This is a genomic window from Phascolarctobacterium sp. ET69 (genome assembly GCF_023336935.1).
Classification (GTDB): domain Bacteria; phylum Bacillota; class Negativicutes; order Acidaminococcales; family Acidaminococcaceae; genus Fusicatenibacter_A; species Fusicatenibacter_A intestinipullorum.
This window is the reverse complement of record NZ_JAMBLR010000001.1, coordinates 313,125-332,240: the sequence shown is the minus strand read 5'-3', so window position 1 is coordinate 332,240 and position 19,116 is coordinate 313,125. Positions and strand designations below refer to the sequence as shown.

Sequence of the window (19,116 nt, the reverse complement as noted above, 5' to 3'; positions counted from 1 at the left end):
TATTATAAAAGCTTACTTTAGAAAATACTCTAAAGTAAGCTTTTATTTTTATTTATTCTTTAAATACTCATCAATGGCCTGAGCGGCTTTTTTGCCTGCGCCCATGGCAGAAATTACGGTTGCTGCGCCGGTTACAATGTCGCCGCCTGCAAATACGCCGGGAATAGAGGTTGCGCCGTTTTCATCTGCAACGATGTTGCCGCGTTTGTTGGTTTCCAAATCGTGCGTGGTTTGCTTTAACAGAGGATTAGGCCCCTGCCCTATCGCCATTACAACCATGTCAACGTCAAGCACGTATTCACTGTCTTTAATAGCTACCGGGCTGCGGCGTCCGCTGGCATCAGGTTCGCCAAGCTCCATTTTAATGCATTCCATGCCATTAACCCAGCCTTTTTCGTTGCCTAAAATACGTACAGGGTTGTTCAAAAGACGGAGCTCAATGCCTTCTTCTCTTGCATGGCCGATTTCTTCCTTGCGGGCAGGCATTTCTTCTTCGCTGCGGCGGTAAACAATATAAACCTGTTCTGCGCCGAGGCGTTTTGCGGTACGTGCTGCGTCCATAGCAACATTGCCCGCGCCGACAACGGCAACTTTTTTACCGATGTAAACCGGTGTTGCAACTTTCGGGAACTGATAAGCACGCATTAAGTTAACGCGCGTTAAAAATTCGTTGGCAGAATATACGCCGTTAAGGTTTTCGCCTTCAATATTCATAAAGTGCGGCAGACCTGCGCCTGTGCCTACATAAATGGCGTCGAAGCCTTCTTCTTCAAAAAGTTCCTGAATGGTAAACAAACGGCCGATAACAGCGTCTACCATAATTTTAACGCCAAGCTTTTTCAGCGCGTCAATTTCGTGCTGCACAATTTCTTTCGGCAGGCGGAATTCAGGAATGCCATACATTAAAACGCCGCCCGGTGCGTGCAGTGCTTCAAAAATGGTAACGTCATAGCCCATTTTGGCAAGGTCGCCTGCTGCGGTAAGGCCGGAAGGGCCGCTGCCTACAATGGCAACTTTTTTGCCGTTAGGAGCAGCTTTTTCGTTATCTACGTTATCTAAGCCGTGTTCACGTGCATAATCTGCTACAAAGCGTTCCAGACGGCCGATAGCAACGGACTGACCTTTAATGCCGAGCACGCATTTTGATTCGCACTGGTTTTCCTGCGGGCACACGCGGCCGCAGACTGCCGGAAGGCTGTTTTTGCGTTTTAAAATCTTAATGGCTTCCTGCATGTTGCCTTCTTTTACAGCCTGAATAAAAGCCGGAATTTCAACATTAACAGGGCAGCCGCTTACGCACAGCGGTTTCGGGCAATGCAGGCAGCGCTCTGCTTCATCAACAGCGGTTTTCATATCATAGCCGAGAGCAACTTCTTTAAAGTTTTTATTTCTTACATCAGCCGGCTGTTCCGGCATAGGGTTTCTCATTCCTCCACGCATTTGCAATGACCTCCGCAGCTGTATTCAATAGATTCCTGGTCTTTGTACATCATCTGGCGCTGCATTAAGTTGGCAAAGTCAACCAGATGCCCGTCAAATTCCGGACCGTCAACACAGGCAAATTTATTTTCGTTGCCCACCATTACACGGCAGCCGCCGCACATGCCGGTGCCGTCTACCATAATGGTGTTAAGGCTTACGGTTGTTTTGGTGCCGAAAGGTTTGGTTGTTGCAGCAACGTTTTTCATCATAATTACCGGGCCAATGGCAAGTACCAGGTCAATCTTTTCGCCTTTTTCCAGCATTTCGCGCAGCGGGTCGGTTACAAAGCCTTTATGCCCTTCGCTGCCGTCATCCGTGGTTATAATAAGCTCATCGCTGATTGCCTGCATTTTATCACGCCAGATAATTAAATCTTTGCTGCGTGCGCCGACAATGGAAATTACTTTGTTGCCGAGCTCGTGGTAAGCACGGGCAATCGGGTATACCGGCGCAACGCCGATACCGCCGCCTACGCAGACAACCGTGCCAAACCTGCCCATTTCCGACGGATGGCCGAGCGGACCGACAACGTCGAGAATGTCGTCGCCTTCTTCAAAAGTTTCGCAAAGATGTTTTGTGGTATTGCCTACTGCCTGAACGATTAAGGTAATAGTGCCTTTTTCGCGGTCAAAATCGGCAATCGTGAGCGGAATACGTTCGCTGTCTTCATCGGTGCGTATCATTACAAACTGCCCCGGTTGGCATTTATGTGCAATCAGGGGTGCGTCTACTAAAAATTCGTAAACAGAAGGTGCTAAATTACTTTTAAATAAAATTTTAGCCACTTGTGTTTCCCTCCCAAAATTTTTGTTATTTATTGGTTAAGCGGCGTGCGCGCGCGTCTGCTTCGGCATAAACTTTCTCCAGGTCTATGTAAAGCAGTTCGCCGTTTTGCATAAGAACTTTGCCGTTAACAAGTACGGTATCTGCTTCATTGGCGTTTGCCGCATATACAAACAGCGAAGTTCTGTCGTTGCGCGGATGCCAGTAAGGTTTATTCATGTTATAAAGGACAATATCGGCTTTCTGCCCTGCTTCAATTTTGCCAACGTCAGCAAAGCCAAGCGCTTTGGCACCTTCGCTTGTAGCCATGGCAAGTGCCTGTGCTGCCGGTATAATTTCCGGGTCGCCTGTCATGTTTTTATGCAGCATTGCGGCGAGGCGGCATTCTTCCAGCATATCAAGGTTGTTGTTGCTGCTGGTGCCGTCAGTGCCAAAGCCGACCGTAATGCCGTGCTTTAACATTGCCGGTACCGGTGCAATGCCGCTGGCAAGTTTAAGATTGCTTTGCGGGTTATGGGCAACACGCACATGTTTGGCTGCCATAATTGCCATGTCTTCTTCATCTACATGTACGCTGTGAGCTGCTAATGTGCCGCATTCAAACATGCCAAGGCTGTCCATGAGTTTTATCGGGCTCATGCCGTGTTCTTTAATGCAGTTGTCAACTTCGCCTTTGGTTTCGCAAAGGTGAATATGAATTTCACTGCCAAGCTGCTGAGCTTTGGCAATAACATTTTTCAGGTATTCAACAGAGCAGGTATACGGGGCATGCGGCCCGAGCATTACATGAATACGCCCGCCTGCACTGTTATGGCGTTCTTTAAAGAGCGCTGCATTTTCTTCAAGTTTTGCATAATTTTCGTCACTGAATCCGGTTAAGCCGCGGCTTAATGCAGCCCTGATGCCTGTTTCTTCAACGGCATCGGCAACGCGGTTCATTGCAAAATACATATCGGCAAAACAGGTTGTGCCGGTTTTAAGCATTTCGGCAATGGAAAGCATTGTGCCCCAGTAAATATCGTCATCCGTAAGACCGTCTTCGGCAGGCCAGATTTTATTTTGCAGCCAGTCCATCAGTACCATATCATCGGCATAGCTGCGCAGCAGCGTCATTGCTGCGTGGGTATGGGTGTTTACCATGCCCGGCACGGCAATTTTACCTTCGGCATCAATAACCTGCGCGTCTTCATATCCTTGCGGCAATTCTTTGGATATTACCTGAATGGTGTCGTTTAAAATACCGATATAATATTTATCCGTATCTTTTGCGGTAATAATTTCAGCGTTTTTAATAAGTGTTTTCGCCATTATTCTTCTCCTAACTGACGTTTGCGGTAATGGGCTTCGTAAAAACCGTGCATGGCGTCAATATCGCTCTGAGGCAGCAGCACTGCTCCGCCAAGGCTCTGCGCAATGCAATAAAGCTGAGCGGCTTTTTCAACTATTCCCGCTACCATCATGGCTTCGTCAAGCGTTACTCCCCATGCAGCAACGCCGTGGTTTGCCAAAAGCGCCGCACGTTTGCCGTTCATGGCTTTTATTACGTTTTGAGCAAGCGTTTCCGTACCCGGCAGGGCATATTCGGCACAATGCACCGCGCCGCCCATTATCTGCACCATGTCTTCAATAAGCGGCGGGATATCTCTGCGTGCTGCGGCACAGGCACTGGCATAAATGCTGTGCGTGTGCACAACGGCATTTGCTTCCGGCAGCGCTTTATATATTGCCAGGTGCAAAGGCAGTTCGCTGCTTGGTATTAATGATCCGTCAAGCGTTTGTCCTGCTGCGTCAACTATGGTTATATCATCGGGCGTTAAATTGTCATAACCGCGGCCGGAAGGAGTTATTGCATAAGCATTTTTGTTTATTTTAATGCTTATGTTGCCCCACGAACCCGGCAGCATGTTCTGACCTGCCATTTTTTGCGCAGCTTTAACAATTTGTGCCCTTGCTTTTTCAACAGCTTCGTTTTCCATAATTATTCGGCGTGCAGGTAAGCGTATTGTTCCGGAGTTAAGGTATCAATGCCTGCGCCCATTGCTTCAAGTTTCAGCGCAGCAATTTCCGTATTCAGTTCTTCCGGCAGTACATAAAGGTTATTTTGCAGTTCGCCTTTATGCTCCAGCAGATATTTCATGGCAAGGAACTGCATGGCGAAAGAAAGGTCCATAACTTCTACCGGATGGCCGTCGCCGCATGCAAGGTTTACAAGGCGGCCTTCGCCCAGCAGGTTGATTTTTTTGCCATTAGGCATGGTGTAGGTTGTAATGTTTTTGCGTACTTCGTAAGCAGGTTCAACGGTCATTGCTTCCAGGTCTTTAACATTAATTTCAACGTCAAAATGGCCTGCGTTGGCAAGAACTGCACCGTCTTTCATCAGCGGGAAGTGTTCTTTGGTAATTACATCTTTGCAGCCGGTTACGGTTACAAAGAAATCACCGTATTTTGCTGCTTCACGCATCGGCATTACCCGGAAACCGTCAAATACTGCTTCAATGCCTTTAATCGGGTCAATTTCGGTGACGATAACGTTTGCGCCCAAACCTTTGGCACGCATGGCAACGCCTTTGCCGCACCAGCCGTAGCCTGCAACAACAACGGTTTTGCCTGCAACGGCAAGGTTGGTGGTACGCATAATGCCGTCCCAGGAAGATTGGCCGGTGCCGTATCTGTTATCGAACAGATATTTGCAGTAAGCGTCGTTAACGGCAATCATTGGGAAAGCCAGTTTGCCGGCTTCGTTAAGTGCTTTTAAGCGGTGTACGCCGGTAGTGGTTTCTTCGCTGCCGCCGATAAGGTTCGGAATCAGCTCGCGGCGTGTGCTGTGCAGCATATTAACAAGGTCGCCGCCGTCGTCGATAATAAGCGAAGGTTTGGTATCAAGCGCTTTGCTTAAATATAAGTCGTATTCTTCCTGCGAGCAGGCATGGGTGGCAAAAACGGTAATTCCGCTGTCAGCAAGAGCTGCGGCAACGTCGTCCTGCGTGGAAAGCGGGTTGCTGCCGGTAACAACTACGTTTGCGCCGCAGTTTTTAAGGGTCTGGGCAAGATATGCGGTTTTTGCTTCCAGATGAATGGTTACAACCATATTTAAACCGTTAAAAATTTTCTTTTCTGCATAACGTTCGTTTAAAATGTTAAGCAGCGGCATGTGCTCTTTAACCCAGGCAATTTTCTGATGCCCGGTAGGCGCAAGGGCAATGTCTTTAATCATGCTATTCATTAAAAATTTCCTCCTTGATTTTAAGCTGCAATTTTTTTATATTCTCCCGATAAGGCGGTTTAATAACGCCGTATTCGGTAATAATGCCGCTGATAAGAGCGGCCGGTGCAACATCAAAAGCAGGGTTGTAGGCTAATGCTTCGGGCGGCGCGGTAACAACCCCCTGCAATGTTTTTACTTCCTGTGCGCTGCGTTCTTCTATCGGAATCCCGCTGCCGTCTGGAATGGAAAAATCAAACGTGCTTACAGGTGCGGCAATATAAAACGGTATACCGTGGTATTTTGCGGCCAAAGCTACGCCAAAGGTGCCTATTTTGTTGGCGGTATCGCCGTTTAAGGCAATACGGTCCGCCCCGGTAACAACGGCGTTAATGCCTTTTTGCTGCATGGCCCATGCTGCCATGTTATCGGTAATAACGGTAACGGGAATTTTATCTTCCATAAGCTCCCATACCGTAAGGCGGGCGCCCTGCAGAAGCGGGCGCGTTTCATCGGCGTAAACCATGTCTATTTTACCCTGGGCAAAGGCTTCGCGGATAACGCCGAGAGCCGTGCCCCACCCGCAGGTTGCCAGTGCGCCTGCGTTGCAGTGCGTTAAAATACGGGTATGCGGCGGCAAAAGTTCAGCGCCGTACCTGCCCATTTTTTTATTGCATTCAATGTCATCAGTGTAAATTTGCTGTGCCAGTTTTTCCAAAGCGCAGGCAATTTCGCTCTGCGTTTTGCTTTGCCTTGTCAGGCGTTCTGCCTCAGCGTAAAGCTTATTGGCAGCCCAGGCAAGGTTTACTGCCGTAGGGCGTGCTGCAATAAGTTCATTTTTTATTTCTTCGTAAGCAGGCAAATTGCAGCGGTTTTCCGCCATAAGCTGCTGCCAGCCCAAAACCATGGCAAAACCGGCTGCTGCGCCGATTGCAGGTGCGCCGCGGACTTCCAGTTTTTTTATTGCTTCGCCCACGCGGCTGTAAGTACCGCATTTTATAAAACTGATTTCTACAGGCAGTTTAGTCTGGTCTAAAATTTCCAGTGCGTTATGCTGCCATTCCATTGTCTTAACCATAACAGCCTCTTACAATTTAAAACCGCCAAATTCTGCCATGCAGTGCGCACAGCCGCATTCTGTTTCATCAGCACCGTTATCGGCAATAAAGGCTTCAATCAGGCGGGCCATGTTTTTACCGCTTTGCGCCATTGCTTCAACAACTTCGCTGTGAGAAAGCGGTGTCGGCGAAATACCTGCAGCCATGTTGGTTACAATGCTGCAGTTTGTATAGCACATTTCCGCTTCGCGTGCCAGTAAGGATTCCGGAATATTGGTCATGCCTACAAGGTCGCCGCCCAGCATGGCGAACATTTTAATTTCTGCCGCGGTTTCAAAACGAGGGCCTTCGGTGCAGACATAACAACCGGTTTTATGGAACGGAATGTCCGTTCTTTCAAGGCATTTAATAACCTTTGCACGCAGGCGCGGGCAGTACGGATTGGTAAAATCCACATGAGCTACTCCGCGCTCAGGAGTATCATAAAAAGTGTTAACTCGGCTTTTGGTAAAATCAATCGCCTGGTCACAAACAACAAAATGCCCTGCTTTCATATCTTTATTTAAAGAACCGACAGCCGTGGTTGCAAAAATTTCTTCTGTGCCAAGGCTTTTTAAAGCCCAGATATTGGCACGGTAATTTACTTTATGCGGCGGAACACTGTGCCCTGCACCGTGGCGGGTAATAAACACAACCTGATTGCCGTACAGCGAGCCCATTTTGCAAAGCGCATCGCCGTAAGGCGTTATAATAACCTTTTCTTCAAATCCTCCAAGTGCGTCAGGGCTGTAAACCCCGGTACCGCCGATAATAGCTATTTTGCGCATAATAACCTCCTAATTATTGAGTCTGTCTATCAGTTTAACCAAATCATCCATTTTGTTTAAAACGTAATCCGGTTTGCCTTCATTCAAAATAAAATTCCAGTCAAAACTAGTATAACGCACGGCTGCCGTTAAACAGCCAGCGCCTTTGGCACTTTGCAAATCATAAGGGCTGTCGCCCACACCGATACAGTCACAGCCGTTCAGCTTTAAGCTTTTTAAAGCCATCAGGCTCGGTGCCGGAAGGGGCTTATGTTCTTCACAGTCCTGGCAGGTAACAACAGTTTCAATATATTTATCAAGCCCGTAACAGGCAAGCCCGCGCAGAGTCATCGGCCGTTTTTTAGATGTTACCACAGCCATTTTTATGCCGCGCCCTGCAAGCTGTGCCAGTGCTTCGCTAACGCCGTCAAACGGCTGAATAAGCTTATCGTGCTGGCTGCGGTGGTAATCACTGTAAGCAGTGCAAAAATCTTCTATCATGCTTTCGGGCATATAGGCTTTTGCTGCGGTGCGCAGCGGCAGTCCGAAACCTGCAACAAGCGCTTCTTTTGACGGAACCGGCAGCCCAAACTCCACAAAAGTATGGCGGAACGATTCCAGAATCAGCGGCGTTGTATTAATCAATGTGCCGTCAAGGTCAAATAAAACTCCCTTTATTTTCACAAAAAACTCCTTAATTTTATTCAGCATTTATCATCTAATCATACCATATTTAAGCTTTAAAATAAAGATTTATAACGCTGCGTAAAAATTAAACCTCTCAAAAAATTTTGAGAGGTTCGTTATACTCAATATTTTTCCAAAATCATAATTCCGTCTTTTTCTTTAACAATGCGCAGATTTTGGATTGCCTCGGGATTTTGCAGGCGTTTAAATTCCAGCCTGCGTACAACCACATATTTTGGCGCTGCATCGCTGACGGCTTTTTGCAGAGCATCCGTTTTCGGCAGCATTTCCTCACCGGCAATACCGGTGTAATACATAAAGCCGGGGCGCAAAAACTTATCTACATAAAGCGGCTTGGATGTATCACAGCCCGCCACAAACTCGGCAGCCATTGTTTTTACGCTGAAACGGTCTGCAACCGGCGGCAAAATAAACGAAAATGCAATCAGCATTGTTAAAAAGCCCATTGCCGCATGCAGATAACCGGCAAAGATAACATCGCGCTCGCGCCATAAAAACCATATAATTACCAAACCTACCACAAAAGTTGTGCCGCTGAGCACAGACGCTTCCAGGAACGCTTCCGGCAGCTGATTGCCGCCGATAAGCCAGCCGGCACCCAAAAGCCCGAACATAATTACTGTGCCAATAACCCACGAAAGCAGTGATTCTCCGCGCTGCTTTTCAAGCCTTGCAAGATTCCAGCCGATAATAATTGCAAGTGCCGGAAACATAGGCAGAATATAAGAAACAAGTTTGGTTTGTGAAATACTAAAAAACAGCAGCACAAACACCCACCAGATATTGAAAAATGACATTTTAACAAGTTCTTCGCTGCTTGCTTCGGATATGGAAGCACGGATTGACTGCAATAGCAGGCCAGTCCATGGGAACATGCCCAAAATTATTACCGGCAGATAATACCACCACAAAACACGGTCGGGGTGTTCCGGCGTAGTAAAACGCGTAAGATTATGAAAACCAAGAAAAGTATTGATAAATTCCATGCCGTGCGCCTGATACATCAAATAATACCACGGTGCGGCAATGGCAAAGTAAACAACAAGCCCGCGAATAACGTGCATCTTTAAAATTTCACGTAAATTACCGGTAAAAAGCAGATGCAGGAAAATAATCGCACCGGGAAAAACTATGCCGATGGGGCCTTTGGTTACAGTGGCCAGAGCCATGGCAATATACATTACCCAGTACCATTTGTGCTGGTAACATAAAAGCGCGGCTGTCATAAAAAACAATAAAGTTGTATCGGTAACTGCGGCCTTGCCAAGATAGAAAAACTCCACGCAGGTAGTTAAAACAATGGATGCCCAGAATCCGGCACGTTCCGAAAAAATATTGCTTACCGAAAAATAAAGCATTACCGAAGTTGCAACGGCCATTAACGCCGCCGGAAAACGCGCTGCCGCTTCCCCGTCGCCAAAAAGGCCTATTGAAGCAGCTACCAGCCAGTAATACATCGGCGGCTTGTCATACCAGAAATTGTCAAAAATACGCGGCGATAAGTAATCGTTGTACTTAATCATTTCACGTGCGGTTTCCGCATAAACCGGTTCGTCCGGGTCAAAAAGCGGTACGGAACCTATTCCCCACAAAATGGTTACTAAAGCTAAAACTGCAATAATAATCAGGCTTTGGAGATTTAAATTTTTCATTAAAGACCTTCCTTCCGGCGTGCCAAGTAGTCGTTATATGTTTTCGGAATGCCATGCTCTATATCCATTTGCGGTACAAAGCCAAGCAGAGCTTCCAGTTTTTTGTTGCTTAAAACAGAACGGAAAATATCACCGCTGCGCGCTGGCGCATAGTTTACAGTAAGTTCATGCCCGCAGGCAGATTTAAAAGCATCAAGCAGGCTGTTGAGCGAGGTTTCTTTTCCTGTTGAAATATTAATAACATTATAGCCGGTAAGCGCAACTGCTTTAGCCGCAGCCTGCGCAATATCGCCAGCATATACAAAATCACGTGTTTGTTCGCCATTGCCGAAAACTGTCAAAGGCTTATTCTGAACAAGGAGTTTGCAGAAGATACTGATAACGCCGCCTTCTCCCCCTTCACCCTGACGCTCGCCGTAAACGTTGGCAAAGCGCAGCACCGTGCAGTTAATGCCGTACAAATCGTGGTAAACGCGCATATAATGTTCGGATGTCATTTTAGTAATGCCGTAGCAGGATGTCGGCAAAAGCGGCAAATCTTCGGTAAGAGGAATGTTGGGGTTATCTCCGTAAACGGCCGCGCTTGATGAAAATACCACAGATTTAACATTGTATTTGCGGCAGCATTCCAGAATATTAATCAGCCCCAGCAAATTAACATTGCAGTCCTCCTGCGGGTGCTGCAAAGAATACGGAACCATTGTCTGCGCGGCAAAATGAATAACGGCGTCAAAATGTTCTGCGGCAAACAGAGCATCAACGGCTGCTTCGTCACAAACATCTCCTACGCACAGCTTCATATTTGCCAGTACATTTTTAGCAGAACCGCTGGAAAGATTGTCGAAAACAACTGTTTCATGCGCATGCTGTGCATTAAGGTATTCCAAAAGATGAGAGCCGATAAAACCGGCTCCCCCTGTAACAAGTAATTTCATCAGTTCTCTCTCTCTTTTAAATTATTGGCAGCAATAATGTTTGAACCAAAAGCGCGGATGGAAATAAAAGCACCCAGCAAAAACGGGAAATACTCGGCCGTAAAACGCCAGAGCACTGCCATAATGCCTACCATGCCTTCCGGCAGAAGCGACGCGAACAGCACGATAAAACCTGCTTCGGCAATGCCGCTGCCGCCCGGAGTAGGTGAAAAATATAAAACAAGGTTTAAAAGCACCATCCTGCCCATAACCTGCAGCCAGTCAAATTGAATATTCATGCCTAAAAAGAACATCGGCACAGTAGCGTAAATGCCCAAAAGGCTGATGCCCGATTCAATAAAAGCACGCAGAATCATTAAAGGATGCCTGCCCATAATAAACGATGCTTTTTTGAATTCATAATAACTGTTAAAGCATTTGCGCCTGTAATCGTGCGACAGCTTGCCTGTCAGCGCAACCAGCCAGAACTCCGGATAGCGCGTGCGCATAAGCAGCACCACTGCCACAGGTATGGAAATAAAAATTACGGATACTGCTGCGATAACTGCCGGCGGCATCCATTCGCTTAAAAAAGCGTCATTATACAAAACAAACGGCACCAGTAAAATTAAAAAAGTTATCGACATAATCGTGCGCACAAAAACAATTACCGTTGCTTTGGCAACAGGCACATTCGCCCTTTTCATAAACATAATCTGGGCTATTGCGCCACCGCTGGCGCCGGGAGTAAGCACCGCCAGAAAATAATTGCTTAAAACTACATTGATAACTTCTTTAATGCTCAGGCGTTCATCCGTTACACGCGCCAGAGTCATCAGCCTCAGGCCATCAAAAATAAGCCCAACGGCCAAAATACCGAAGGCTGCCGCAATGCTCCACGGCTTGAACATGGTTAAATATTCAAGCGCCCTTATATCAAATGTAAAGTAGATAACCGCTGCCGGTATCAGGACAATAATTACAAAAACCAGCAGCAGCCTGCCTATCAATTTTTTGTTCATAATTAAAGCCTGCCAAAATTAATTAGTTCTATTCCCTGTTCACGGGCAATGTTTTTATTGCTTTCAGACAAAAAAGCATTTAACTCATCATGCCAATGATAACCCCATTTGAAGTTTTGTGCAAGCAAAACATTATCTGCCCCAGGATGAGTCATTATTTCACTTGTCCCCTCAGGCAAACCAAGCAAAATGTTTTTAACCAGAAGTTCATTTAAGTTGCCGCCTGCCAGCATGCCAAAAAAGTGCTGCGGGTAAATAAGCCCTGCTTTTTTTGCCTTGCTTTTTGCCAGCGCGCTGCAAAAGCTCAAACCGTCCCTGCCTATTTTTCTGCCGGCTCCGGCGCTAAACCCGCCTGTCCAGAAAATACTTTCTTCCGGCATTCTTATTTTGCTTATTCCGTATTCTCTGCATAAGCGTATAACCATACCGGCAATGCCCGGCAGCACATGCATATGCTGATGGCTGTCGATATGTGTAGGCTTAATTCCGGCTTCCAGCACTTTTTCTATTTGTGCGCGCAGTTCCTGTTCGAGTTCACTCCTCTTTATACTACCAGTATACCATTTTTTTGCAAAAACTGTATAATCTTCTGCAAAAACTCCCAGCGAAGTAAGCAAAGAATTTACGCCTTTTTTTAAAACAGGCGCAACTCCGCCAACAAGAGTTAAATGAATTCCGATTCCCAGCTCAGGATTTTGGGCAGCAAGATTTGCCGCTTCCTTAAAATAAGGAGCGCCCGGCATGATAGATGTGCTTGTAATCATGCCTTTTTGGTGCCCTTCTATAATTCCTTTATTAATCAATGGATGCAGACCGAAATCATCGGCGTTAATTATCAGTTTTTTCATAAATTCTCCGGTTATATACGTTTATAATTGGCAAAATGCAATTTAACAAAATTTGCAAGGCTTTCTTTGCCAAATTTTTCCGCAATTATGCGTGCACAACTGCTTGCAGCGTCACTTCCGCCTTTTAGAAGCGGTATGCCTGCCTGTGCTTCCAATTCTGCCATAATGCGAAGAAACTCGGCGCGAGCCAATACCGAGGCGGCTGCTACGGCAATATCTGCTTCTGCTTTTGGCATCTGCACAACTTTAACAGCGGGATATTTTTCATGAATGCGCTGCGTTATATCATTATGCACGGCAAAACGGTCTACAAGGGCATAGCCACAGCCTGGGCATTTGCCTATTACCCCCGTAAGTGCTGCTGCGTGCCCGCTGCTTAATAAATGGTTTAAATTCTGCCCTGCCGCTTTAAGCTGATTGTAACGGTAGTTATACATTTTAGGCGTCAGCGCTAAAACAGATACTGCCAGTGCCGCAGAACAGATTTCGTCTTTCATTTTCAGCACATCTTTATCACTGACAATTTTGCAGTCTTTAACGCCCAGACTGAAAAGCCTTGAAGCGCTTTTCTCATCACAGGCAACTGCCGCAACCACAAGCGGTCCGAAAAAATCGCCTTTGCCGGATTCGTCACTGCCTGCCCAGATACCGTTAAATCCCGGCAAATCCTTCAGCAGGCAATAGTTTGTGCCTGTGCTGCTTTCGTCTGCCAGTATATCTTTGCAGGCTTGTGTAAATGCTGCATTTTTGCCGTTCCAAACAAATTTTATGCCTTTTTTGCCGTTATAAACGGATAAAACAGCTTTATCTATACCTTTGGCAAGCACTAACTGGCAGCCGTATTGCAGGCTTTTTTCTTCAGCACTTATACCGTTTTCCCTGAATTTTTTTACTAATTCTTTAATATATGTGCCAAAATCAGTGTTCAAGCTGAGCCTCCGCAGCGGCCGCAGCCATCTGCATTACTTTTTTCAGCGGCATTTTGCTTGCTTCGGCAAGCTTGCGGCAGTCTTCAAATTCCGGTGCTATGTTTAAAATTTGCCCTCCGGCCTGCGAAAATTTAACTTTTACGCTTCCCTGCGGCAGTGCAACCTCTATAAAGCTTCTTTCGCTGCAATGGCGCGCAACATCATAGTAGCGCATGCCTAATGTAGTGGTTTCGGTTAAAATAATTTTTTCAAGCACAGGCAAGTCCTGCGGATGCATTAAAACTGAAAGCATCTGCGCCGGGCGCCCTTTTTTCATAATTATAGGCGTAATCCATGCATCAAGGGCACCGGCGGCCATTAATTTTTCCTGCACATAGGGCCATACTTCGCCGCTCATGTCGTCAATATTGCATTCCGCAACCGTTAAAGCGTGGCTTTTAACTTCTTCAACAGTACCAAGCGTAGCACGCAGCACATTAGGAATTTCAAGGTTTCTTGTTCCTGCGCCATAACCAACTTTTTCTGCGCTGAAGCCTTTAGGCATATCAGCAGAAGGTTCGGCAAGTGCAGCCATTAATGCGGCTCCGGTAGGTGTTGCCAGTTCGCGTTCAATGTTTCCTTTGGCATAAAGCAGCCCATGCGCCAAAAGCTCGGCTGTTGCCGGTGCAGGTACGGGCATCAGTCCGTGCGCACACTGCACAAAACCGAAGCCGGTTTTAATTTCAGACACATAAATTTTTTCTATGCCGAGGTTTTCCAAAGCCAGGCAGCTGCCGACAATATCAATAATCGTGTCAACTGCCCCTACTTCATGAAAATGCACTTCTTCAAGGCTTTTGCCGTGAACTTTTGCTTCGGCAAGGCCAAGCATACGGAAAACATTTACCGCTTTATCTTTTATATTAGTGCTTAAATCTGAAATTTCAATGATAGTTTTGATGTCGTTAAAATTTCTGTGTTCATGATGATGGTGCGCACCTGCTTCATGCGCATGGCAGCAGTGATGTTCATGTGCTTCTTCGGCAGTATGACAGTGCTGATGGCAGCAATGATGCTCCTCATGAGGGTGGTGATGATGTTCTTCACCTTCGCAGCCGTGGGCATGATGATGGCAGTGATGCCCGTCATGATGTTCATGAAGATGTGCTTCTTCTGCTTCGGCTGCTTCCGTTACGCCCGGAATTTTGACATTAAAATAAGCTGCATTTATGCCGCATTTATCTGCGCGCGTATTAATCAGTTCATATTCTCCAAGGTTCATCTTTTTAAGTTCTGCTTCTATATAAGCAGCGTCAGCGCCAAGGTCAATCAATGCGCCAAGCAGCATGTTGCCGCTGATACCGGAAAATGCTTCTATGTAAAGTGCTTTTTTCATGTTCTCACCTCATATGATTAATAATGCTTGCCAAACGCCCTGCACCAAAACCGTTGTCGATATTTACAACGGCAACGCCTGCCGAACAGCTGTTCAGCATGCCCAAAAGCGCGGATAAACCTTTAAAGTTTGCTCCATAACCGACACTTGTAGGAACCGCAATAACAGGCTTGTCTACAAGCCCGCCCACAACGCTTGCCAGTGCGCCTTCCATACCGGCTACAACAATTACCGCGTTGGCATCGCGTATAATATCAATTTTAGAAAACAAACGGTGAATTCCTGCCACACCAACATCATACACGCGTTTAACCGTATTGCCCATAATTTCCGCCGTAAGTGCAGCTTCCTCAGATACCGGCAAATCGCTGGTACCGGCAGTTACAACGGCAATATAACGTTTTTCGTCTTTTGGCAGAGGATTGCGTTCAATTTTTATGAATCCTGCGTCTTTATAATATTCCGCATCAGGAACTGCTTTTTTTACAGCGGCAAATTTCTCCTCGTTTGCCCTTGTGCCGATTATATTGCTGTGAACCTCAGCCAGCCTGCTCATAATTGCCGCCGTCTGCTCTGCCGTTTTTCCTTCACAGTAAACAACTTCGGCAAAGCCCTGGCGCAAACTGCGCTCGTGGTCTATCATGGCAAAACCCAAATCGGTATATTCGCTGCTGCGCAGCTTTTTTAAAAATGTTTCGTCATCAATTAAACCCTGCTTAAAATCTTTAAGCAATTCATAAGTCTGCTCTTTATATCCCATAGTTTTCAATCCTTTTAACTCTTAAAAATAAGTTCTTCCAACTATTTAATTATACAACTTGGAGCAGGCTTATAGCAAGCAGTTCAATTACTTTGCTTTATTTTAAAGCATAAGCAGTAAGGCTGGCAGTTAAAACAACATCGCCCGCAAAACCGTTTTTGCTTCGTTCAATTACAACATTTGCAGGTACAGAAAGGCGTTTTTGCTGCTGCAAATCATCTAAAAAAGCAGCCGCTTTATAAAAGCTGCCGGTAAGCACAATATTTACCGTTACAGATGTATACGCTTCTTTTTTCTGCTTTTCCTGCTGAACAGGTTTAATGCTTTCAATACGCAGGTTATATTTACCGGCAAGCGCAGTATATTCTTTAATTAATTCTGCCGTTGTTATCTGCGGCGGCAGCAATTCATTTGCCAGTAAAGCTGCCTCGTTTTGCTGTTTTTGCAGCGCGCTGTAATCCTCATATTGTTCTGCAAAAGCAAGATAATTATTAAGATTCTGCTGCTTTTCTTCAAGCAGTTCTCTGCTTGTATTAATGGAATTTTGAAGCGGGTCTGTGGCTAAAATTTTTATTGCCAGGCATAAAAATAAAGACGCAATAAAAATAAGGCAATATTTATCAGTACGTTTTAAATTTTGCAATTGCAGATATAAATCCTGCATTTTTTACCTTCTTTCTATAAGTACATTAAAAGCAGTATATTTTTTGCCGTTTAGTTCTTCTGTTTTAAGTTCCGTTAATTCTGTTTTAAGATTGGCTTTTTTGCTGTTGAGCATTTCGGTAAATTCTACGGCCTTATCAATATTTGCGGCGTAACCGGTAACAGTAAGCTGCTTTTTATTTTCCTGCTGCTCAATTCTTTCAAGCCAGCATCCCTGCGGTACGGCGCTGCTGATATCATTTAACAGTTCATTCCATGTAATATTTTGCTTTTTTATATTTTCAGCAAATTTTAAACGCCTGTTAATCTGCATATTTAAAGCGGCACTTTCTTCATAACGCTGCTGCCAAACAGCACAGTCAGCAATTTTTCCGTCAATTTCTTTTAACTGCTGCTGCACTATAAAAAGTTCCGCTAATTGCCATGCCCAAAAGGCAAGCGTAAAAACAACGGCAAAAACAGCGGCACCGCGGTATACTTTCCACCTTGGCAGACTGAAACTGCTTTTATTATGCCCGGCCAAATTAAATTTGCTGTTGTTTGCCAAGCACAATGCTACACCTATTGCAGCCGCAAAAGAATTTAAATGCTGCAAACTTTCAGCCTTTAAACATTCGTTAAAGCCAACGCTATGTGAAATATCATTTTTAATTACAGGCAATGCAATTTCAGATGACAGAATATCGCTTTTTAAACTGTCATCACAATTTAAAACAACCTGTTTAAATTCAATATCCAGCAGCGCAGCTATTACGGTTTTTATTTCGTCAGCAAAACTTTCCCTGTTAAACACATTAACCGTTTTTTGTAATACCGGCATGCCGCCAGCAAAAGCGGTTAATACACATTCATCATCCGCAAGATAATCACATAACAAAAAATCGGTATAGTTTTTGGCAAATGTTTGTTCAATGCCCAAAGAACGCAGAAAAATTCCGCCAAGCGGCAGTTCTGTTTTTACAGCCGTTTCTTCCATAACCTGATAAATATTTTCAGGCATAACTACGGCCGTTACTCTGTTCAGTTCTTCTTTTAAATGTGTGTTATAAACGGCCGCATAACAAAATTCTTCTGCGTTGCTGCCAAGCTCATGTATAATTTCCCATTTTGCAGCTTCGCGCAATTCCTGTTCTTTTAAATATGGCAGCTGTAAGTTAAGCAACGCTGTTTTATCTGCACCAGCAGTAAAAACAAGCACGCCGTTACTGATATTTTCTTCTTTTAAAATTTCGTTGATAAATGCAGCAAGTTTTTCTTTATTAAAAACATAAGCGTCTGCTGCCAATTCCTGCGGCAGCTGTTTTGATATCAGTTTTTCAACTATATTAATGCGTTTACTGCAATTTACAACCGCAATCCGTATAACATCGGAAGCAATATCAACAGCAATAATATGTTTAAATTTATTAGCCAATAATTTTTCTTTTAAGTTTTTGTAATTCATTCTCAACTTCCCTAAAAATTAAATAAATTCCAATAAAAATTTGCCAAATAACCGGCATATAATAGCGCGGCAAAAGCACCGGCACATAAAAAAGGCCCAAACGGTATAGCGTCCTGCTTATTTTTTACACCTGTTATTATTAACAATATACTTATAATTCCTCCGCTAATAAAAGAAAGCAATAAAAATATAACGGTATTTTCAAAACCAAGCCATAAGCCTGCCGCAGCGCTCAGCTTAACATCACCTCCGCCCATGCCGCCGCGGCTGATTAAAAAAATTACCAGCATTAAGGCAAAGGCAAAAACAGAACCGTAAAGTCCGTTAAGCAAACCTCCCGGCAAATACAAACTGCTGTAAAGAAACCCGCCTGCTGCAAGTATAAGCACTAAGCTGTCAGGTATAATTTGCAATTCGTAATCAATTAAACTTATTAAAATAACTGCACAGCAAAATATAAAAAGCAGCAGCAATTTAAGCCCGAATTCTGTCTGCATTCCGCATAAAACAAAAGCCAAACCAGTTAAAACTTCCGCAAATAAATGGCTGATGCCATAATTAACTCTACAATAGCGGCAGCGGCCTTTTAAAAATAAATAACTTAAAACGGGAACGAGGTCTGTTACCGTCAGCTTTTTCCCGCAGGAATCACAGGCTGACCTGCCAGCAACAACGGATTGCCCACGCGGCAGACGGCAGGCATATAAGTTTAAAAAACTGCCAAGCACACTGCCTGTAAAAAAATAAAAAAGCAGCCAGTAAAACATATTTTTTCAATCACCATAAGTTTAATTTTTTGCTTTAAAGAAAGCGCAACCCTGATATTATAGCAAAAAAATAACAGCAGACGCAAGAAGCATCCGCTGTTATGCAGCTTTTAAATTTTAAATTTTTTATTTACCGGTACGTCCGCGTTTTGTAAACGGTTTGCCTTCTTTGCAGAGCGGGCAGTCGTTCGGGTCGTAAGTGGGAACGTCCAGGTGCAGCAATGCTTCGGTGCGCATGCCAAAATCAACTTTGCCGCCGCTGCGGTCAACCAAAAGGCCGATACCAACAGGTACGCCGCCGTGTTCTTTTACAACGTCCAAAACTTCTTTTACGCTGCCGCCGGTAGTAACAATATCTTCAACAATCAAAACACGGGTACCTTCCGGAATCTGGAAGCCGCGTTTCAAAGTCATTTTGCCGTTTTCACGTTCGGTAAAAATAGCGCGTGTGCCAAGAGCCTTGCCTACTTCATGTGCAAGCAGAATGCCGCCGGTCATAGGGCCTATAACAAGCTCCACATTATCGGCTGCATAGCGTTCTGCCAGTTCCTGGCAAAGCATTTCCGTATATTTGGGATGCTGCAGCACATTGAATTTTTCAACGTACATCGGGCTGTGCAAACCGCTTGTCAGTAAAAAATGTCCATGCAGCACTGCCTGGGTTTCTTCCAATAATTGCATTACTTCTTTTTCCTGCATCATA

19 protein-coding genes are annotated in these 19,116 nt (G+C 45.1%); all 19 read right to left on the bottom strand.

Going from position 1 to position 19,116, the window contains the following annotated elements; genetic code table 11:
* Positions 1-48 precede the first annotated feature (48 nt).
* Positions 49-1,440, bottom strand: a complete 1,392-nt coding sequence (gene gltA / locus M3079_RS01625) for an NADPH-dependent glutamate synthase (protein WP_249076823.1) — start codon at positions 1,438-1,440, stop codon at positions 49-51.
* Complete coding sequence (locus tag M3079_RS01620; protein ID WP_249076821.1) at positions 1,425-2,267, bottom strand: sulfide/dihydroorotate dehydrogenase-like FAD/NAD-binding protein; 843 nt, start codon at positions 2,265-2,267, stop codon at positions 1,425-1,427. Before M3079_RS01620 ends, gltA begins: the two co-directional genes overlap by 16 nt.
* A 25-nt stretch (positions 2,268-2,292) precedes the next feature.
* Complete coding sequence (locus M3079_RS01615; RefSeq protein WP_249076819.1) at positions 2,293-3,573, bottom strand: amidohydrolase; 1,281 nt, start codon at positions 3,571-3,573, stop codon at positions 2,293-2,295.
* The gene (locus tag M3079_RS01610; protein ID WP_249076818.1) at positions 3,573-4,241 is read right to left on the bottom strand and encodes a class II aldolase/adducin family protein; all 669 of its coding nucleotides are present in this window, start codon (positions 4,239-4,241) and stop codon (positions 3,573-3,575) included. Before M3079_RS01610 ends, M3079_RS01615 begins: the two co-directional genes overlap by 1 nt.
* Positions 4,242-4,243: 2 nt before the next feature.
* Positions 4,244-5,488: an adenosylhomocysteinase gene (locus M3079_RS01605; RefSeq protein WP_249076815.1), complete on the bottom strand. Its 1,245-nt coding sequence runs from the start codon at positions 5,486-5,488 to the stop codon at positions 4,244-4,246.
* Positions 5,481-6,545, bottom strand: coding sequence for an S-methyl-5-thioribose-1-phosphate isomerase (mtnA, locus tag M3079_RS01600; protein WP_249076814.1), 1,065 nt, complete (start codon positions 6,543-6,545; stop codon positions 5,481-5,483). The genes M3079_RS01605 and mtnA overlap by 8 nt, the downstream gene beginning before the upstream one ends.
* 9 nt (positions 6,546-6,554) lie before the next feature.
* Positions 6,555-7,352 carry an S-methyl-5'-thioadenosine phosphorylase gene (mtnP, locus tag M3079_RS01595; protein WP_249076812.1) on the bottom strand — a complete coding sequence of 266 codons (798 nt, stop codon included), beginning with the start codon at positions 7,350-7,352 and terminating at the stop codon, positions 6,555-6,557.
* A 9-nt stretch (positions 7,353-7,361) separates the two neighbouring features.
* Positions 7,362-8,015 (bottom strand): HAD hydrolase-like protein, encoded by a 654-nt coding sequence (locus M3079_RS01590; protein ID WP_249076810.1) that lies wholly within the window; start codon positions 8,013-8,015, stop codon positions 7,362-7,364.
* Positions 8,016-8,140: 125 nt separating this feature from the next.
* A complete protein-coding gene (locus tag M3079_RS01585; RefSeq protein WP_249076807.1) occupies positions 8,141-9,691 on the bottom strand; it encodes a glycosyltransferase family 39 protein in 1,551 nt (516 codons plus the stop codon).
* On the bottom strand, positions 9,691-10,626 hold the full coding sequence (locus M3079_RS01580) for an NAD-dependent epimerase/dehydratase family protein (RefSeq protein ID WP_249076805.1): 936 nt from the start codon (positions 10,624-10,626) through the stop codon (positions 9,691-9,693). The genes M3079_RS01585 and M3079_RS01580 overlap by 1 nt, the downstream gene beginning before the upstream one ends.
* Complete coding sequence (locus M3079_RS01575; RefSeq protein ID WP_021716402.1) at positions 10,626-11,627, bottom strand: lysylphosphatidylglycerol synthase transmembrane domain-containing protein; 1,002 nt, start codon at positions 11,625-11,627, stop codon at positions 10,626-10,628. Before M3079_RS01575 ends, M3079_RS01580 begins: the two co-directional genes overlap by 1 nt.
* A 2-nt stretch (positions 11,628-11,629) precedes the next feature.
* Positions 11,630-12,475, bottom strand: coding sequence for a ChbG/HpnK family deacetylase (locus tag M3079_RS01570; RefSeq protein ID WP_249076803.1), 846 nt, complete (start codon positions 12,473-12,475; stop codon positions 11,630-11,632).
* Positions 12,476-12,486: 11 nt separating this feature from the next.
* The gene (locus M3079_RS01565) at positions 12,487-13,404 is read right to left on the bottom strand and encodes a ribonuclease HIII (protein ID WP_249076801.1); all 918 of its coding nucleotides are present in this window, start codon (positions 13,402-13,404) and stop codon (positions 12,487-12,489) included.
* Positions 13,394-14,779, bottom strand: coding sequence for a nickel pincer cofactor biosynthesis protein LarC (gene larC, locus M3079_RS01560; RefSeq protein ID WP_249076799.1), 1,386 nt, complete (start codon positions 14,777-14,779; stop codon positions 13,394-13,396). The genes M3079_RS01565 and larC overlap by 11 nt, the downstream gene beginning before the upstream one ends.
* Before the next feature lie 4 nt (positions 14,780-14,783).
* Positions 14,784-15,539, bottom strand: coding sequence for a nickel pincer cofactor biosynthesis protein LarB (gene larB / locus M3079_RS01555; RefSeq protein WP_021716398.1), 756 nt, complete (start codon positions 15,537-15,539; stop codon positions 14,784-14,786).
* Between the two features lie 97 nt (positions 15,540-15,636).
* Positions 15,637-16,203 (bottom strand): type 4a pilus biogenesis protein PilO, encoded by a 567-nt coding sequence (pilO, locus tag M3079_RS01550; protein ID WP_249076797.1) that lies wholly within the window; start codon positions 16,201-16,203, stop codon positions 15,637-15,639.
* Between the two features lie 3 nt (positions 16,204-16,206).
* Positions 16,207-17,646, bottom strand: a complete 1,440-nt coding sequence (locus M3079_RS01545; protein WP_249076796.1) for a PilN domain-containing protein — start codon at positions 17,644-17,646, stop codon at positions 16,207-16,209.
* A gap of 11 nt (positions 17,647-17,657) precedes the next feature.
* A complete protein-coding gene (locus M3079_RS01540; protein WP_249076794.1) occupies positions 17,658-18,374 on the bottom strand; it encodes an A24 family peptidase in 717 nt (238 codons plus the stop codon).
* A 165-nt stretch (positions 18,375-18,539) separates the two neighbouring features.
* Positions 18,540-19,115: an orotate phosphoribosyltransferase gene (gene pyrE / locus M3079_RS01535; protein ID WP_021716394.1), complete on the bottom strand. Its 576-nt coding sequence runs from the start codon at positions 19,113-19,115 to the stop codon at positions 18,540-18,542.
* Position 19,116 lies beyond the last annotated feature (1 nt).

Bases quoted from the DNA above. Each gene is read 5' to 3' on its own strand.
- M3079_RS01580 (WP_249076805.1), bottom strand. From the start codon at position 10,626: ATGAAATTACTTGTTACAGGGGGAGCCGGTTTTATCGGCTCTCATCTT.
- M3079_RS01570 (WP_249076803.1), bottom strand. From the start codon at position 12,475: ATGAAAAAACTGATAATTAACGCCGATGATTTCGGTCTGCATCCATTG.
- M3079_RS01610 (WP_249076818.1), bottom strand. From the start codon at position 4,241: ATGGAAAACGAAGCTGTTGAAAAAGCAAGGGCACAAATTGTTAAAGCT.
- larC (WP_249076799.1), bottom strand. From the start codon at position 14,779: ATGAAAAAAGCACTTTACATAGAAGCATTTTCCGGTATCAGCGGCAAC.
- M3079_RS01545 (WP_249076796.1), bottom strand. From the start codon at position 17,646: ATGAATTACAAAAACTTAAAAGAAAAATTATTGGCTAATAAATTTAAA.
- M3079_RS01605 (WP_249076815.1), bottom strand. From the start codon at position 5,488: ATGAATAGCATGATTAAAGACATTGCCCTTGCGCCTACCGGGCATCAG.
- gltA (WP_249076823.1), bottom strand. From the start codon at position 1,440: ATGCGTGGAGGAATGAGAAACCCTATGCCGGAACAGCCGGCTGATGTA.
- pilO (WP_249076797.1), bottom strand. From the start codon at position 16,203: ATGCAGGATTTATATCTGCAATTGCAAAATTTAAAACGTACTGATAAA.
- pyrE (WP_021716394.1), bottom strand. From the start codon at position 19,115: ATGATGCAGGAAAAAGAAGTAATGCAATTATTGGAAGAAACCCAGGCA.
- mtnP (WP_249076812.1), bottom strand. From the start codon at position 7,352: ATGCGCAAAATAGCTATTATCGGCGGTACCGGGGTTTACAGCCCTGAC.
- M3079_RS01585 (WP_249076807.1), bottom strand. From the start codon at position 9,691: ATGAAAAATTTAAATCTCCAAAGCCTGATTATTATTGCAGTTTTAGCT.
- larB (WP_021716398.1), bottom strand. From the start codon at position 15,539: ATGGGATATAAAGAGCAGACTTATGAATTGCTTAAAGATTTTAAGCAG.
- M3079_RS01615 (WP_249076819.1), bottom strand. From the start codon at position 3,573: ATGGCGAAAACACTTATTAAAAACGCTGAAATTATTACCGCAAAAGAT.
- M3079_RS01575 (WP_021716402.1), bottom strand. From the start codon at position 11,627: ATGAACAAAAAATTGATAGGCAGGCTGCTGCTGGTTTTTGTAATTATT.
- mtnA (WP_249076814.1), bottom strand. From the start codon at position 6,545: ATGGTTAAGACAATGGAATGGCAGCATAACGCACTGGAAATTTTAGAC.